The organism is Brumimicrobium salinarum, assembly GCF_002844555.1.
In the GTDB taxonomy this organism is placed as follows: Bacteria; Bacteroidota; Bacteroidia; order Flavobacteriales_D; family Crocinitomicaceae; genus Brumimicrobium; species Brumimicrobium salinarum.
Window position 1 is genome coordinate 37,126 of the sequence record NZ_PJNI01000009.1, and the last position, 17,037, is coordinate 54,162.

General features: G+C 34.3%; 14 protein-coding genes. 8 read left to right on the forward strand and 6 right to left on the reverse strand.

The genetic code is table 11. From position 1 onward, the window contains the following. Window positions 1-3 precede the first annotated feature (3 nt). Window positions 4-1,524 carry a hypothetical protein gene (locus CW751_RS08910; protein ID WP_101334657.1) on the reverse strand — a complete coding sequence of 507 codons (1,521 nt, stop codon included), beginning with the start codon at window positions 1,522-1,524 and terminating at the stop codon, window positions 4-6. A gap of 159 nt (window positions 1,525-1,683) precedes the next feature. Here CW751_RS08910 and CW751_RS08915 point away from each other — a divergent pair, with 159 nt between their 5' ends. Beyond that, complete coding sequence (locus tag CW751_RS08915) at window positions 1,684-2,250, forward strand: hypothetical protein (RefSeq protein ID WP_101334658.1); 567 nt, start codon at window positions 1,684-1,686, stop codon at window positions 2,248-2,250. A 22-nt stretch (window positions 2,251-2,272) separates the two neighbouring features. Here CW751_RS08915 and CW751_RS08920 read toward each other — a convergent pair whose 3' ends face one another. Both CW751_RS08920 and CW751_RS08925 read right to left on the reverse strand, forming a co-directional pair. After that, window positions 2,273-2,707 (reverse strand): NUDIX domain-containing protein, encoded by a 435-nt coding sequence (locus CW751_RS08920; protein ID WP_101334659.1) that lies wholly within the window; start codon window positions 2,705-2,707, stop codon window positions 2,273-2,275. Then, window positions 2,697-3,104 carry a pyrophosphohydrolase domain-containing protein gene (locus tag CW751_RS08925; protein ID WP_101334660.1) on the reverse strand — a complete coding sequence of 136 codons (408 nt, stop codon included), beginning with the start codon at window positions 3,102-3,104 and terminating at the stop codon, window positions 2,697-2,699. Before CW751_RS08925 ends, CW751_RS08920 begins: the two co-directional genes overlap by 11 nt. 117 nt (window positions 3,105-3,221) lie before the next feature. Here CW751_RS08925 and CW751_RS08930 point away from each other — a divergent pair, with 117 nt between their 5' ends. The 7 genes from CW751_RS08930 (at window position 3,222) to CW751_RS08955 (ending at window position 13,092) form a co-directional block, all read left to right on the forward strand. After that, window positions 3,222-6,431 (forward strand): SpoIIE family protein phosphatase, encoded by a 3,210-nt coding sequence (locus tag CW751_RS08930; RefSeq protein ID WP_101334661.1) that lies wholly within the window; start codon window positions 3,222-3,224, stop codon window positions 6,429-6,431. A gap of 52 nt (window positions 6,432-6,483) precedes the next feature. Then, window positions 6,484-6,657, forward strand: a complete 174-nt coding sequence (locus CW751_RS15430) for a hypothetical protein (RefSeq protein WP_165779269.1) — start codon at window positions 6,484-6,486, stop codon at window positions 6,655-6,657. Further along, entirely contained in the window at window positions 6,654-7,397 is a 744-nt protein-coding gene (locus CW751_RS08935) for an EI24 domain-containing protein (protein ID WP_101334662.1), read from the forward strand. Before CW751_RS15430 ends, CW751_RS08935 begins: the two co-directional genes overlap by 4 nt. A gap of 356 nt (window positions 7,398-7,753) precedes the next feature. Beyond that, complete coding sequence (locus tag CW751_RS08940) at window positions 7,754-9,397, forward strand: DUF1800 domain-containing protein (protein ID WP_101334663.1); 1,644 nt, start codon at window positions 7,754-7,756, stop codon at window positions 9,395-9,397. Between the two features lie 57 nt (window positions 9,398-9,454). Beyond that, the gene (locus tag CW751_RS08945) at window positions 9,455-11,050 is read left to right on the forward strand and encodes a DUF1501 domain-containing protein (RefSeq protein WP_165779270.1); all 1,596 of its coding nucleotides are present in this window, start codon (window positions 9,455-9,457) and stop codon (window positions 11,048-11,050) included. Continuing rightward, complete coding sequence (locus CW751_RS08950; RefSeq protein WP_101334665.1) at window positions 11,047-11,895, forward strand: porin family protein; 849 nt, start codon at window positions 11,047-11,049, stop codon at window positions 11,893-11,895. Before CW751_RS08945 ends, CW751_RS08950 begins: the two co-directional genes overlap by 4 nt. 12 nt (window positions 11,896-11,907) lie before the next feature. Continuing rightward, on the forward strand, window positions 11,908-13,092 hold the full coding sequence (locus CW751_RS08955) for a hypothetical protein (protein WP_101334666.1): 1,185 nt from the start codon (window positions 11,908-11,910) through the stop codon (window positions 13,090-13,092). Between the two features lie 24 nt (window positions 13,093-13,116). On the opposite strand, the gene CW751_RS08960 is transcribed toward CW751_RS08955, so the two are convergent. The 3 genes from CW751_RS08960 to CW751_RS08970 all read right to left on the reverse strand — a co-directional run bounded on the left by CW751_RS08960 (window position 13,117) and on the right by CW751_RS08970 (window position 17,036). Beyond that, on the reverse strand, window positions 13,117-14,079 hold the full coding sequence (locus tag CW751_RS08960) for a transglycosylase SLT domain-containing protein (RefSeq protein ID WP_165779271.1): 963 nt from the start codon (window positions 14,077-14,079) through the stop codon (window positions 13,117-13,119). A 137-nt stretch (window positions 14,080-14,216) separates the two neighbouring features. Next, window positions 14,217-14,900 carry a (d)CMP kinase gene (cmk, locus tag CW751_RS08965; protein WP_101334668.1) on the reverse strand — a complete coding sequence of 228 codons (684 nt, stop codon included), beginning with the start codon at window positions 14,898-14,900 and terminating at the stop codon, window positions 14,217-14,219. A gap of 21 nt (window positions 14,901-14,921) precedes the next feature. Next, window positions 14,922-17,036, reverse strand: coding sequence for an endonuclease MutS2 (locus CW751_RS08970; protein WP_101334669.1), 2,115 nt, complete (start codon window positions 17,034-17,036; stop codon window positions 14,922-14,924). Window position 17,037: the final 1 nt, after the last annotated feature.

Consider the following 17,037-nt stretch of genomic DNA (forward strand, 5'->3'; position numbering starts at 1 on the left):
TAACTAAAACGAAACATTACCCATTTGATTAATTAGGTCTTCTTGAAATGCATTTGTAATTTGTTTAAGAACGTTTACATCCTTATTTTTCATCACAATTTTCAGAACAAACTCCTCGTTATTTCCTGTCAATGACAGATGATCGGCTAAACCAAGAATCAAATCATACCTACCTCCTGAAACAGGTAAATCGTTTTCTGCAAAATGTTTTAAATCAACATAAAATGAAAAAGGTGGATTCCCAATTTCTTTCATATTTGATGTTTTGGTAAGACCTTCCACTTTAAAATTTTCTTTTAGCGTGTCATTACTATGTAAAATAACCGCATTTTCTTGTACCAGCATCATTGCTTGATCTTGGCGATAATATCCATCTCCTAAATCTTTTACAGTTCCTTCTTCTGCATACGTTTCTAACAAATCCATCATATTTTCAGTCTTATTACCTAGCCCAATATACATGTGCATTTTCGGAACGTTTTGCATATTAATATTATCTGGCACTGCTTCCTTACCGACCATTAATCCGATATTACCATTTATGGCATCTGTCAGATGCTCACCCACAAGAGATTCCATCATTTGTCCTTGCTTACCAAACATTTGAAAAACAGAAAGCTCTGGTTTTGGAGAAAAAGTCAGCATCAATTCTTCCATCTTTTTCAAATCAACGGACAAATTCATGTGTACTGAAGGTTCACCTGGTCCGAGGTTTTTATTAATTTTCGCATCAGCTTCTTCTTGAAAAAAGAACGTTGATTTCATTTCTTCGTTTACATTAGATATATCAAATTTGGAAATCAATTGACCTTCTTCAAACCCTAAACTAAAAGCAACATGGCTATTTTTCACCAAGCTTTGAATCTCATCTTGTTTGTCTGCAGATAAATTGGCTAAAGACGTATTAGAGGTTCCGTACATTTGCTCTAAATTAGAAGCAATAAGAATATCTGTTGGTGTATTCAAAATACTTTCAACACGGTCATTAATCTCACCATCACCTATCATAGTTTGATGAATATCAGCAATCAATTCAGCTCCTTTTCCTTTTAGACCACCATACGCCAAAACCATAGTTTTATCATTAAAGCCTATTGCAAAATCACCTTCCTCATAAGTCATTAAATCATTTTCTTCCTCGAAAAAGAATCCCATGTCATCAAACATGGCTGCTAAGCTATCCTTATTAGCTACACTCATAAATACATAGGCATTTTTAGGAACTCCATTTCTATCGAGCGGTCCTTGCAAGGCATAATGTATCATATCTTCAAACTTCAAGCCTTGTTCTATCGTGGATAATTGCTCTTGAATTAACGCTCCAAAATCAGGAATTTCAGTTAATGCAGACTTATCCTTTATTGCTTTAAAGTCAATATATCCATAACCGACAATACTATCTGTTTGGCTAACAAATTTTGTTACACCTTTATTCAAATCGCTATCAACTTCAGACTTGCAACTCGCCAAAAAAACAAGCATGAATAAAGTTGAAATAAACATTAATTTTCTGTAATCTCTCATTGATTTAATTTTAGATTTTTTTTGATAAATATATACATTCTGAATTAATTACGTCTGCTCAACTAAATTTTACCCTTTAAAATCAAAGATAAAATTAATCATTTTAAAACTATCAGCATAAAGTTTATCATTCTTCAATTGTTGTCATACCTTTGTAATATGCATGAAATAGAGCCTTATTTTAATTGGAGAGATCATTATATTTCATCTGAAGATGAGCGTTCACCTTTTTATGAAAAAGAATATAGTGAATTTGAATTTTCGGACCAAGTCTATAATTATTTATTACATCCCCAGTGGGATAACTTTGGTTCTTCTACTTTATTCATGAAAATTCTTTACACTGACTATCATGAGGGATATACCGTCATTGAATTAATTGGAGAGTGGAATGATGCAATTAATAACGACATTATGACCTTTAAGAGAGATATTGTTGAGCATCTGATGTTTGAAGGGATAGATAAATTTATTCTTATAGGTGAAAATGTACTTAATTTTCATTATTCTGATGATTGTTACTACGAAGAATGGTTTGATGAACTCGATGATGGATATATTGCCATGGTAAATTTTCACGAACATGTCATACGTGAGTTCAATGAAATCCATCTTGATCAGTACTTTGTTCTTGGTGGTGAATTAGAAGACGTTTCGTGGAGAACCTATTCTCCAGAGCAGTTTTACACCAAAATCAATGCTTACGTTCAAAAAAGACTTGCATAACTCTTTTTTTTGATTCGTATTCTCAAGAGTTCTTAATCAATAATTCAACCACATGCTTATCTATTGGGAAAGTTACCTCGTCCGTACTTAACTCAGATAGTTTCATCCAGCGGTGCGACTCTATTTCATTCTCTTTAAAGTCAAATGGAGTGTTTTTTACTTGAATTAAATCGAGATGAGGAGAAAATACGGAATAATAAACACTTATAATTTGGTCGTTTTCATTAAAGGCTGATGGCTGATAGAAATCGGTTAAATAAATGAGTTCTTTTACTTCAATTGGAAGGTTCAACTCCTCTTCAAACTCGCGAATCAAACAATCTTTAATCCCTTCGCCCTGTTCTAAACCTCCTCCTGGAAATTTAGTAAATCTTTTCCCAAAACGCCTTTCATCCGAAAGCAAAATCTCGTCTTTGTCATTTCTCAGAATACCATAAACACGAATATTAAATGCCATATTTTTCTATTATTGATTGAATATTTGGCGCAACATAAGCATTTCCTTTCCCTACCTTCCCGTCTTGTCGGTAAACAGGTTTTCCATTCAAATCTAATTTACTCATGTTTGCCCTATGAATTTCTTGAAAGACCTCTACAATCACATCTTCCATTCCGTGTTTGAGAATAGTACCAAGTAATACATACAACTGATCTCCTAGCGCATCTGCCACTTCGGTAACATCGTCATTTTTTGCGGCAGATAAATATTCTTCATTTTCCTCCCGCATTAATCGATAACGTAATTCAATTGCATCATTACCAATATTGGCGCATGGAGCATTTGCATTTTCAATCGAAAAGCAGGAATGAAACGCTGAAACACACTTTATTAATTGCGATAATGATTTTTCCATTTTACAGTATTGTTTTTATAAAAAAACGAAGTTAAGAAATCCTATCTAGCCAATACAAAGAATTCTATTTTTTGAATATATTTGAACAAAATCATTTGATTTTCTTTACTTTGTATTATGAAACGATTGCTAAAACACCTATTACTTTATGTGAGTATTTTTCCTTGGTTATGGGCCAATGCTCAAAATGAATTTCCACCAATTACCAATTTCAATGCTGATGATTACGGTCATCAATTCTCGCCAGAAAACATTGGAATCTGTCAAGACAATAGAGGTGTCATGTATTTTGGTAACACGGGAAACATTCTCACTTTTGATGGAAATAGATGGGATTCGATTTCTGTGGTTCCTACACGCGCTTGTTATGCTCTACACCATTCAAAAAAAGGGAATATATATGTTGGCACATTAGGCGATTTCGGTCAATTAAAGCCAAATAAATATGGCAAATACGTATATCATTCCTTAATAGATTCGGCATTTAGAAAAGATTATTCTTTTCATGAAATTTGGGATATTCATGAAACACCTGATGGAATATTTTTTCAAAGTGAGGAACAAATTTTTCTTTTAAAAGAAAACAAAATTACCGCTCTTGAAATGCCTTCAACAGCCCATACTACATTTAATGTTAATCAACAATTAGTTGCAAGGATGCGTGGCATAGGTTTAATGACTTGGAAAAACAAGCAGTGGATTAAGGTAGAGAATAGTGAAGCCATAAAGGATTATGGTGTTTTTGGTATTGTTCCAACACAAGAAAAGCATATAAAGATTGTTATTACCCAGGAATTGGGTCTATTCAAACTCAATACAAAAAGTAACACACTTTATCCGCATCCTACAGCGCATGATAAACAAATCTTAAGTTATATTTTATATGGTGCAAAAGCAATTGGAGATCAAAAAATCAGTCTACAAACCAGAGGGAAAGGATTGATTATAATCAACCATGAAGGTAAAGAGCTATATAGAATAGATAATCGAATGGGACTTGTTTCTAATGATATCGAAAGACAGTTTATCGATGTAGATGGTAACTTGTGGATTACAACGGCTAATGGTATTTCTTTAATTAACCAAACATCAAGACTGTCATATTTTTCTGCTAAGCAAGGCGTACACGGAGGTGTAGAAGCAATTCTCCATGATGTTTATAAAGACCGAGAACTCTTATACATAGGAACCAATGAAGGTTTGTTTAGATTAACACAGTCACATAAGAAATCGATCCGAATTTTTGAGAAAATAGAAGGTATAAATTATTCTGTTTGGGACTTAAGCAGGCATAAAAACCATCTTTTTATTAGTACAAGCGAAGGCTTTTTCGTTGCCGATATAGAGGACGCACAATTGAAAATAACCAAAATAAACAGAGAGAATACCAATAAATCCTACCTAGATCAAGCAAACAATATTCTCGTAAATGCTGGAATGAACGGTGTTTCTGTTTATGACCTAACGACACTCACGCTTCTGTACCGTTATAAAAATGAATTAACTACAATTTCTGGCATTGAAAAACAAATTACTGAGGATGGCACAAATTATTGGATTGGTGCGATAGGTCAAGGAGTTATAAAACTTAAGAAGACCGATCATTTTGATGTAGAACTTTTTATGGGAACAGAACTTGGGTTTCCGCAAGACCATATTTTAGTACCTCAAATACTAAATAAAAAAGTCGTTTTGGGTTCAACGCAAGGCGTTTTAAGCGTAGATGAAACAGAAATGGATGGCGAAACTTATACTTTCTTTATGCCTACCACATTAGGAGACAGCTTACTTGAAGGGCCAATCTTTGACTTACATGATGAGGCAGATCGCACATGGTACAGCATAGATAACCAAGTTGGTGTATTCGACAAAAAGAAAAATACATTTACCAATCGACCATTTTGGGGAATTAAAAAAGGGCGCATCAATACTTTGTATCGTTCTAGCGACGCTCCTTATCTTTGGATAGGGTCATCTGATGGACTTATACGCTACCAAATTGAAGGGGAAATTCCATTTAAAAATGATTTTAAAGCCATTATAAGCGCTGTGAAAAACAAGGCTAATCAAACAATTTTTGGTGGCATTCATCATGAAGAATTCATTCCAATTAATATGGAATACAAAAAAAACTACTTGAATATTGAATTCAGTGCACCTTATTTTGAAGATCGACAAGCGCTAGAATATACATATTGGTTAAAGAATTACGAAAAAGATTGGTCAGCTTGGAGTAATAAAACAAAAATAGAGTTAACTAATTTACCAGATGGGAAGTACACCTTTAAAGTTAAGGCTAGAAATGTTTATCATCAGGAATCTGAAATTGCTGAAATCTCATTCACTATTCTTACTCCTTGGTATAAAACATCCTATGCTATTTTAGGATACTTTATTATTCTATTATTACTCATTTATGGAATTGTGAAAATTAGTCTCTACCGTTTAAAACAACAAAATAAACGACTTGAAGTAGCGGTAACGGAACGAACACACGAAATTGCATTAAAAAATACGCGTTTAGAAGAGCAAAAAGCAGAAATTATTCATCAAAAAACAGAAATTGAAGACAGTATAAATTATGCACAACGAATTCAATCTGCTATTTTGCCCATCAAAGAAGAAATGCTTCAAAAACTAGGGGATGCTTTTGTTTTATTTTGGCCAAAAGATGTCGTAAGTGGTGATTTTTACTGGTATTATCGACAGAATGATATTTCAGTTGTAGTTTGTGCAGACTGCACTGGACATGGTGTTCCTGGAGCATTTATGTCAATGATCGGAGTTGACAAACTTAATGTATGCGTACAAGAAAAAGGCATTACCAATCCAAGTGAGATTTTGAGTTTTCTCAATCAAGGTATAAAAACTTCTTTACGACAAGATGAAACTAAGAATGCAACAAGAGATGGAATGGATGCTGCAATTCTGACTATTAATCACAGTACCCAAAGAATTCAATACGCAGGAGCTAACAGACCGCTATGGATGATGAGTAATAACGAGTTTAGTGAAATCAAAGCTACTAAAGTTGCCGTAGGCGGATTTACACCTGCTGATCAAGTTTTTGAATTACATGAGTTTAATCTAATTAATACAACTCGTTTTTATATGAGTTCTGATGGTTACGCTGATCAATTTGGAGGCCCAAAAGGAAAAAAGTTTAAAATTAAAAAGATGAAAAACTTAATTATCGAAAACCATAAGCGACCTATGCAGGAGCAGCAAGAACTTTTAGAAAATACGATGAAAAAATGGGCTGAAGGTCATGAACAAATTGATGATATTTGTGTAATTGGATTAACCATAGAAAAACAGAATACGTAACATTCATTACGAACTAAAACCAATAAATAAGTTATTCTTGTAGAAAAAAGTCATGGCAGCAATTCACTATTTATATGCGTTTATTGGCGGATTGATTTTTGGCGGTTTAAATAGTTGGTATTGGTACACAAAAGGATACAGAGGCGGAAAATTATTTTTTCTTGGTACAATTGGTTTTTTTGGGATTATCGTATTAATTTTAAAGTTGTTTAATCCCCATTCATGAATGCATTAAAAGATCATTTATTCGCATTAAAACGCAGCCTCTTTCTATTGAGAAAACGCGCATTTTTGATTTTTTTTATACCCGGACTTGTTGTGGCAAGTATTTTTATACTTTATGTTGTCGGTCTTTCTATATTAAATGATGGGCTGCGTTTTTTCGCCAAGCTGCCTTGGATAGGAATTTACCTAGGCTCAACCATCAACACCGTTTTTAATTGGATCAACAGCCTATCTTTATTCATTTATCAATTTACAATCATTACTTTATTATCTCCTTTTAACACCTTGCTGAGTCAACGCGTTGAAACTACAGAAACAGGAAGAGATTTTCCTGATGGTTGGACGAAATTTTTTAAAGATATCTTGCGTACTTTAGGTGTAATAATTTTCGGTGGTTTACTTTATTTCTCGTGCTACTTATTATGGTCAATCATTGCATGGTTATTTGGCCTTACAATCCTTTCGCCCTTCGTAGCTCTAGTTTTACTAAGTTTCTTTACCGGCTTTAATAGCTACGATTATTCACTCGAAAGACACAACATCAGTGTAATAAACAGCTGGAAGTACGCATTTCAGCATCCACTTCAAATGATCTTTACGGGTCTAATCTTCACCATCTTACTTTACATTCCTTTTATTGGAGTAGTTTTAGCTCCCGTTATTTTAACGATGGTAGGAACCATAAACTTTTTAGAATTACAAAAAAAGAAAGTAAAAAAAGAGAAATCAATCGAATCATAAAACAATTAAAACATATATAAAGCTTTAGGAGATATACACTACTATCTGAAAACTTAAAAATAGCCCAGTACTTTATCTTTTATAAATAATGGAAGGTAAGAAAAGTAGGCTACTTCGTAAAACGAAAAAAAGGTCCTTCGTGTATCAATTAGCAAACGAAGGTTGACAATAGCATAAGGAAAGCAATCAAAATCTTTCGGGTGAATATCGGGATAAAATCTAAAAGTTTAAATTTCATATTGTTGCTTTCTTAGAAATGTATCGACCATTATATATCAATAGATTGCTTATTTCTTTTGTTAAAACAATATGTTTTTAATTAGAATTGATTTATTTTTGAGGTAAACATTACAACTATGGCATCTCTCAATCCCATAACTGGAAATCTAGGAAATCAACGTGCTGCTCATTTACTGCGTAGGGCGACCTTTGGTTTTCAAACAGCAGATATTCAGGCTTTTTCAGGTCTTACAGCAACAGCGGCTTTTCAACAATTAATTCAGCCACAACCAACTCCTGCATTGCCCATTGATTATTTAAGTGGAACTGACTGGGTTCATCCCAACACTAAACATCCTGATCGTTTCACAACTACTCTATCAAACTTTACAAGCAGTTGGTGGATTGAATCTATGCGAACGTCAGGCGCAAACCTAACCGAACGAATGGTATGGTTTTATCACACACATTTTCCATTAATCATTTCTCGTGTAGAGAGCAATCCCCAATTTTCATTAAATTATATTCGACTTCTTCGTTTTTATGCACTTGGAAATTATAAAGCATTAGCTAAAGCATTTTGTATTGATAACGGCGTACTTGTACATTTAGACGGAAAACTTAATATAAAAGGCGTTCCGCAAGAAAATTTTGGACGTGAATTTTTAGAGTTATTTACTGTTGGAAAAGGACCACAGATAGGTCCAGAGGATTATACCAACTTTACAGAAACCGACGTAAAGGCCTTAACAAAAGTCCTCACTGGATGGGGAACTGATACTTCCTACCAGACCATAGATCCAAATACAAATTTACCAACGGGAAAAGTCAAAGGTAACGGCACAATGTCCACTCAGCATGATGTTTCTGACAAACAGTTTTCTGCTGCTTTTAACAACACACTCATTCAAACGCCTAATGTTTCAGGAAGCAATACAACTGTTCAAGGAGTATATGACGAGCTAGATGATGCAATTGATATGATATTTGATTCTCCGCATACGGCAACAAATATTTGTAGACGAGTTTATAGGTCTTTTGTATATTATGACATCACACCTGAAATAGAAACCGATATTATAACTCCGCTGGCACAAATTTTAAGAAATAACAATTATGAAATTACATCTGTTTTAGAGGTTTTATTTTCAAGTGAACATTTCTATGATCAAGACAACACCATTACTAGCGATAATAATATTGGAGCTATTATAAAATCTCCGTTAGATCTAATCATAGGAACACTGCGTTTATTCGAGCTTAATGTGCCCGATCAGACCACAGACTTGGAAAATCATTATAATTTATATGGTCAAATATTAAACCAACTTAATTTACAAGGATTAAACTTCTTTGAACCTTATGATGTGGCTGGATACGATCCTTATTTTCAAGTACCCGATTTTCAAAGGTATTGGATTTCCTCTAACTATTTGGCGAATCGATATAAGTTTGCCGAATTGTTAATCAACGGTTTTTCTGCCAACGGCACTACTCTACTAAAGTTAGACTTCGTTCAATTTGTAAGAGATAAATGTACTGACCCTGCAGATCCTAATGTTTTGATTCAAGAATTAATGGACTGGATGATTCCGATTACTTTGACTACAGACCGTTTTAATTACTTTAAAGACACCGTGTTATTAGATCAACTTTCTGCCATCAATTGGTCTATTGAATGGAATAACTATATCAACACAAACAATGACACAAATGTAAGAATCCAGTTAGAACGTTTAGCCCTCGCAATAATGCAATCACCAGAGTACCAACTCTATTAAGCCAACATTATGAATAGAAAAGATTTTTTACGATTATCCGGTCTAATGGGTTCCGGCATGTTATTAAAATTAAATGGAATACCACTTCACGCAGCTCAAAACAATGGCTTTTTAGAGGAAATTGCTGCAAAAAGTTACAATGATCGTGTACTGATATTAATTGAACTACACGGTGGTAATGATGGCTTAAACATGGTTATTCCAATTGATCAATATGGAAATTACTACAATTTGCGTCCGAATATTGCCATTCCTCAAATGGGAACTCGTAAATACATTCAACTTGATTCAAATTTAGCAGACAACAAGCAAGTTGGACTTCATCCAGATATGGTAGGTGCCAAATCAATGTATGATGATGGAAACATGGCCGTTATTCAAAATGTTTCTTATGAAAACAGTAATGGTTCTCACTTTAGAAGTCGGGATATATGGCAAATGGGTGTAAGTTATGACGAATATGAAAGCTCTGGTTGGATGGGAAGATATCTTGAACATTATTACCCTGGATATCCAATTAACTATCCTAATCCAACCGTTCCTGATCCGCTAGCTATTGAAATTGGAACAGGAGTTTCGCTGGCTTTTCACAGAGATCAAGGAATACCAGCTGGATTATCTATTCAGAACCCAGATGCATTTTACAACTTAATCAATAGCGTTGGTGTTGATGCGCCGATAAATTTTCCAGACTCACATGCAGGGGATGAAATTGAATACATGATGCAAATTGAAAGACAATCAAATAGTTATGCCGACCGTTTGCGTGATGTATATAACGCAGGAACAAATTCCTCTACCGTTTATCCGGACTTATATCCTTTTATTGCTCCATCTGCAGATTTGCATAATCCATTGGCTCCACAATTAAAAATCATTTCTCGTTTACTGAGTGGAGGTATAAAAACTAAAATTTTTCTCTGTAGAATCGGAGGTTTTGATACACATGCCAATCAGGTCGTAAATAATGACAGTTCCATGGGAAAACATGCCGCTTTAATGTATCACATTTCATCGGCTGTTAAGGCATTTTACCAAGATTTAGGAAATTTAGGTCTCGCAGACCGTGTATTAGCAATGACATATTCAGAATTTGGAAGAAGAGCAGCCTCTAACGCCAGTTATGGCACAGATCACGGTAATGCTGCACCCATGCTAGTGTTTGGAACTTGTTTAAATCCTGGTGTTTACGGTGAAAATCCAGACTTATCCAATCTTCAGAATGGAAACATACCTTTACAACATGATTACCGTCAAGTGTTTAGCTCAGTTGTTAAAGATTGGTTTGACGCTTCAGATGCGGCAATAAATGATGTTCGCTTTCAGGATTATATCAACGATCGAATTGATTATATAAAATGTAAACCTTTAAGTACATCAGAATTATTTAAAGAAAATTTATGGATGAATTGTTTTCCAAATCCTAGTACATCACAAACTACGGTTGAATATTATCTTCAGAAAGGTGGATATGTTGAAATTAGCGTTGTTGATTTAACAGGTAGAACAATTGCGAAACTAGTCGACGAAAAGAGCAATCCTGGAAAACACAGTAAAGACTTTGATTTGTCAAAATTTCAAAGTGGAACTTATATTTTCACATTAACAACGAATAAGAATACCATTACAAAAAAAGTGATACTGCAAAAATGAAGATAGTAAAAATTATAATTACAATTTCTTTGGGTTTGACCTTAGCGCCATTCGTTAGTGCTCAAAAATATACCGTTCATAAAAATAAAAAATCATACATTGCTGTTCATGGTGGTTTCAACTTTTCTATTCCACATGTTTCCGATCGCTATGCCATCTTAAGTCCGCAAAGTGAAGAGATGGAAAAAGATTACGGTAAACTTGGAAAAAATACAGGAGCCCAATTTGGCATTCGGTATAGCTACAATTTCACCAATGCATTAGCTATAAATGCTGGAATAGGTTACCAAAGTTTTGGTTTTAAATATCGTACAGACTATTCATGGAATGACACGATAGCACAACAAAACCTAACCAAAGAAATGCATCATGAGCAAAAAGTAAGCTATTTCTCAATCCCTGTTATGGTAAGGTGGGATTTTTCAAGACAACAATTTATGCCGTATGCACAAGCAGGTATTTCTTTTGATTTTCGTCATCAGTCGAAAAAATCTATTCACCAGGATCAAATAATTGATGAAAAAATTACAGAAAGTCAGTTTTCTTCTTTGGAAACTGCGGATATGACCGAACACATAAGAAAGTTCAACATGGGGATTATGGCTGGAATAGGTATTGAATATTATACTAAATTTTTCACTTTTGGTGTTGAAAGCAATTTCAAGTATGGATTTTTTAAGTTGGTAAATGATGAAAACCGATATGCCGATATGACTGGTTTTGCCATGAAGTACCTTGACGTGCTCGATCAACTTAAGCTTAGTAACTGGAACGTACAGTTTACACTTGCTATTCCCATTAATCACAGCGTAAAAACTAATATTTTACGTAAACGTCGCTATTAAAAATCAATTGAAATGAAATACATCAACACAACGTATATATTTATTCCACTGCTACTTACAGTTCTTTTATCTACTTTAAATAGTTGTAAAAAAACATATAAACCAGAAAAGAGTTTTGTGAAAATTTATCACGATGAAAATGGAAATAAAAATGATCATCCTTTAAGTATTCATGCGACAAAAGATAATGGCTTTCTTATTCTAAATGCTTTTAATGGATGGAATATTGAAATTTTAAAAACGGATCAGTACGGTGAATTAGCTTGGAAATACGAATTACCAGAGCAATATGTTAATGCCGTACCACATTTAATTTCCAAAAACGATGAGCTTTACTTTGTGTGTATGAATGCTGTTGGTTTATTTACATACATCATGAGAGTTGATGAAAATGGAAAGCAAGTAACGGAATTCGCTCAACATCAAAATATACAATATCCAACATCGGTCTTAAAAACTGGAAATGCTGTATATATTCAAAACTATAACAGAATATCTTTTGAAACAGGAATTTTTGAATTAAATACTGAGATGGACCAAATTATAAAAAGTGGTTCTGTGATGGTTTTTGCGGATGTCGAAGAGAAAATTGTAGACCATGTTCATTTTACAGGAAAACGCTTTCCTTTCTTTATCGAGAAAACAGATAACCATGTGATTGTAAATGGTTTCAACAATTATAGTTTTTCTACTGTTTTTATGGATAATGACCTCAATTATACAGGAGTTTATAACGGTGCTGCTTTCGAGGGCGGTCTAAATGCCTTATTGCCGTTAAGTAATACTAATTTTGCAATTGCACGATTTTCTTTCTCAAATCTGTATTTCAATCCACGTGCAAAATTAACACCCACAGCAATAGAAATCGCTGAATCTATACCCGCTGTAGGAATGTCAACGCTAGCTGCTGAAAACCCTGTGCTCATAAAAAGTATTAATATTAAAGGAGAAGTTTACACAACTTACTTAGCAACCACCAAAAGCAATCAGTTGATTTTACAATTATATCAAGCGGGAAATGAAGAACCTGTGGCCATTAAATATATGGGAGAAAGTGTTCCGCTCAAGGCAAGTGATTTCCTACAAACAAGTGATGAAGGGTTAATGATATTGGCACAAGTTGCTGTTATGGGAAGCTTTAACAGAGTAGCCACCATAAAACTAAGCGCAGAAGAATTGGAAGAATTAATCGAATAAGTAAAGTTCTTATATGCTAAGGATTCATGAAGAACATTCCCAAATCATATCTTCAAAAATAAGCATGGCAGCCAATGCTAACTGAGAGTAATTTTGAGAGGCATTTCTAAAACGCCCGTTTTCGGTAATCCACATTTTTTGAATGAGTGTCATGCCTCCTTTATTTGGATTGATTTTGTTGACTACACCAGCAACATTATAAGCGCCTGCGTGATAAACATGCATTACAAATAAACGGAACCATAAATCATTTTCTTTGTAGCTAATTCCTTTTTTATCGAGAATAACTTTTGCTTCAGGAATGCAAACATTTTCAATTAAACTACTTGCTGCAACAGCCGATTTAACAAAGTCTTTTCGCTCGTCAACGTATCGGTTTACGGTTAAGCCTTGCGATCTCGCAACTGAGGCCATCAATTGAAAAGAACCAAAAGCACCAACGTTAGATTTGGCTAAACGACCTGGACTTTCTATCATTAAAATAGCTTGAGCATACCAAGGATCTACGTTTTGTTGCTTAAACACCTCTACTCCTTTTGAAATGGTTGGTAAAACTCCTTCAAAAGTATAGAAATCTCTTTTTCCAGTCGTCATATATACTTTGGAATCATCGCTTAATCCTCTTACAGAACGTATGGAATCGCGATAAACAACTTTTGCATCATCAGATTTTTCATCCCATTCATCAAGGGTCATGTACTGCACAATTTCCCGCGTAGCTCCAATGTTAATCACACATGAATCGGGCGAAAGGGTCATTAAAGTTTTCCAGAAGACAGGATGCGCCAAGTGATCCCATTCTTCTTGAAAAAGTTGTGAATTGTTGACATAAAACAAATCCAAAGAATCGTTTAAATATCGAGATTCAACAAAATCTATTGATGATGTTTTTTTATCTTTATTCGTCAAGGCTAAACTGTCATTCTCGCTGGCAAAAGAAAAGCCAAATGACAAACATGAAGCAAAAAGCAAAAAGTTTTTAAGCATAGTTTTAATTGATGTTTTATAGCTGAGTTTCATTTTCAAAATGTCCCTCATACAATAATAACAAAAATTAGGAAATTTGTTACACTTTCCTTCTGCTTTTTAAGTCACAAAAGATTGTTTGCAATTCTTGAGTAACCTTACTTTCTCTCTTCTACGAGTAATAAACTTTTTTCGAGTTGCTGTTTTGGTGTTAAGTTTGAATTATCTAGAACAACAGCGTCTTCGGTTTGAATCAATGGACTTTCTTCTCTACTGGCGTCCATTTCATCTCTTAATTTCAAATTGGCCTTCACCTCTTCTAAACTTACATTGTCGCCTTTTGCTTGCAATTCATCAAATCTTCTTTGTGCTCGAATTTCAGGATCGGCAGTTACGAACAATTTCAATTCGGCATTTGGAAAAACAACAGAGCCAATATCGCGGCCGTCCATCACAACACCGCCATTATTACCCATTTTACGTTGTTGTTTGACTAAAAATTGGCGGACTTCTTTGATTTTAGCAACAGCACTTACCACATTTGAAACCTCAATGCTTCGAATTTGGTTTTCAACGTTTTCACCATTCAAAGAAAGTTCTGCAACACCATTTTCGTTATTAGAAAAAGATAAATCGATGTTTGAAAGTTCATCAATTATTGCCCTTTCATCGACTCCATCTTCGGAGATTAAACCTTTTCTTTTTGCGTATAAAGTAACGCCTCTGTACATTGCACCAGAATCAACATAAACATAATTGAGTTCCTTGGCAAGCGCTTTTGCCAATGTACTTTTACCGCAAGAAGACCATCCGTCAATGGCAATTGTAATTTCTTTTTCCATGTGCCAAAGATATAAATTGAATCAATCAGAAACCCAAATCAGTTGTGATAATTTCACTTTCATTCTCGCAAAGCCAAGCAAAACAGTTACGTCTTCTCCTTTTATTTCTTCAACCTCACCTGTTTGTTTGGTGGAAATCATTTTTACTTTGCTTCCTACCTTTATTTTGGCTTGATTGTATTGGTCTTTTACTTTCTTGGTTTTCTTCTTCTTATTGGCTTGCTTTTTCAGCCGAACTTCTTGTTTTACTTCTTCAATTTTAGATTTTTCCATAGCAATATACTTCTTCACCTCTTGCATAAGGTCGGCATTGCTATTTTTCTTCTTTGAACGAACTTTATAATCATTTATAAATTGCTGAAGCTTCTTTCCTAAACTCACAAACTTACTTGTCTCCTCTGCCCTATCTTTTAAATTTTGGAGCTTTTGATCATACTTCTTTTTGGTCGTTTCATAAAACTGTCGATGTTCTTCTGCAGTTTCTTGCGCCAGAATATGCTCTTTCGTCAATCGATTCAAATAGGATTTCTCCTTTTGTAATTCATGCAAGAGCTCATCCATCTTTACCTTTTTATGATCTAATTTAGATTTTGCTTTATTGATTAACTTTTTAGGAATTCCATTGATTTGAGCCACTTCAAAAGTAAAGGAGCTTCCGGGCTGTCCCATTGAAAAACGAAATAAAGGATTCAATGTTTCAGTATCGAAAAGCATACATCCATTAATGGCTTCTGGCAGTTCGTCCGCTTTTAATTTAATATTTGCATAATGTGTTGTGATCACTCCAAAGGACTTTCTGTCATACAAAGTTTCAAAGAAAACCTCGGCCAATGCGCCACCTAAATCAGGATCGGAACCTGTTCCAAACTCATCTAATAAAAGCAATGTATTTTCGTTGGAAACATTTAAGAAATGGCGCATTCTTTTCAATCGGTAGGAATAAGTACTCAACTCATCTACAATTGATTGATTATCTCCAATATCAGTCAGCAATGCATCAAAAAGACACATTTTACTATTCGGATGGAGTGGAACTAGGAGTCCGCATTGCAACATCAGTTGAAGTAATCCTACTGTTTTTAAGGTTATACTTTTCCCTCCAGCATTTGGTCCAGAAATCACGAGCATTCGTGCGTCCTTGTTCATGGAAATACGCTGTGGCACAGTGTTCTTACCCAAGGATTTATTATTTAGCTTCAGCAGTGGATGATAACAATCTATCAATTCCATTTCCTTATTTTCATTGATGGAAGGCAAGTTTGCATCGAGTAATAAAGCCAAGCGAGACTTTGCATTGATGAAGTCTAATTTAGTCAACACTTGTTGATATGCTTTAATGAGTGGCAAATAAGCCAACATTTCAAAAGTTAATTGCTGAAGAATAACAAAGATTTCTTTACGCTCATCATCCAGTAACTGTTCATATTCATTGTTAAGCGGAATTGTCTCTCCAGGCTCAATGAAAGTAACATTTCCTGATTTCGAATTACTCACTACTTGACCATTTACTTCTCTTTTATAAGAAGAAAGCACTGCTAAAACCCTACGGTCATCAAAAAAACCTTCTTTAGTATCGCTTAAATATCCTTTTTTCAAATATTTACGCATACTTCTGTCAAAAGTAGAATGAATATGTCTTTTAACGGATTGCATTTGTTGTCTCACCCTTAACAAATCTTCTGAGGCGTCATCTTTTACTTTTCCGTGTTTATCAAAAATTTCATCAATTTTATTGATTAAATCCTTGGTGTACTCAACTCCAGAAAGTAATTCATATAAATTTGGAAAATCTTCTTCTCGTTTATTGAAAAAGTAAATCAAGGAATTCACCATTACGGAAGCCATTCTAATTCTCGCAAAGCTCTCTTGAGGAAGACTCGCATTTTGGACTGGCAACATTTTAATTTCACTTTTCAATTCTTCAAACTCAAGCCTTGGAAAGCGTTCAGCTTCTCGTCGAATCTCAACCAACTCATTGGTTTGGTTCAAAAATTTAATCAGTTCGTCATTATTTTTGACGGGTTTTAATTGATCTACAATTTGAAGTGCAGAAGGACCAATACAATACTCTCGTAAAATATCTTGCAGCTTTTCAAGCTCTAAATCCTTATATGTTTGTGGGTCGCATTTTAACATT

Coding starts and splice junctions, on each gene's coding strand:
- CW751_RS08910 (WP_101334657.1), bottom strand. CDS start 1,524: ATGAGAGATTACAGAAAATTAATGTTTATTTCAACTTTATTCATGCTT.
- CW751_RS08915 (WP_101334658.1), top strand. CDS start 1,684: ATGCATGAAATAGAGCCTTATTTTAATTGGAGAGATCATTATATTTCA.
- CW751_RS08920 (WP_101334659.1), bottom strand. CDS start 2,707: ATGGCATTTAATATTCGTGTTTATGGTATTCTGAGAAATGACAAAGAC.
- CW751_RS08925 (WP_101334660.1), bottom strand. CDS start 3,104: ATGGAAAAATCATTATCGCAATTAATAAAGTGTGTTTCAGCGTTTCAT.
- CW751_RS08930 (WP_101334661.1), top strand. CDS start 3,222: ATGAAACGATTGCTAAAACACCTATTACTTTATGTGAGTATTTTTCCT.
- CW751_RS15430 (WP_165779269.1), top strand. CDS start 6,484: ATGGCAGCAATTCACTATTTATATGCGTTTATTGGCGGATTGATTTTT.
- CW751_RS08935 (WP_101334662.1), top strand. CDS start 6,654: ATGAATGCATTAAAAGATCATTTATTCGCATTAAAACGCAGCCTCTTT.
- CW751_RS08940 (WP_101334663.1), top strand. CDS start 7,754: ATGGCATCTCTCAATCCCATAACTGGAAATCTAGGAAATCAACGTGCT.
- CW751_RS08945 (WP_165779270.1), top strand. CDS start 9,455: ATGTTATTAAAATTAAATGGAATACCACTTCACGCAGCTCAAAACAAT.
- CW751_RS08950 (WP_101334665.1), top strand. CDS start 11,047: ATGAAGATAGTAAAAATTATAATTACAATTTCTTTGGGTTTGACCTTA.
- CW751_RS08955 (WP_101334666.1), top strand. CDS start 11,908: ATGAAATACATCAACACAACGTATATATTTATTCCACTGCTACTTACA.
- CW751_RS08960 (WP_165779271.1), bottom strand. CDS start 14,079: ATGCTTAAAAACTTTTTGCTTTTTGCTTCATGTTTGTCATTTGGCTTT.
- cmk (WP_101334668.1), bottom strand. CDS start 14,900: ATGGAAAAAGAAATTACAATTGCCATTGACGGATGGTCTTCTTGCGGT.
- CW751_RS08970 (WP_101334669.1), bottom strand. CDS start 17,036: ATGTTAAAATGCGACCCACAAACATATAAGGATTTAGAGCTTGAAAAG.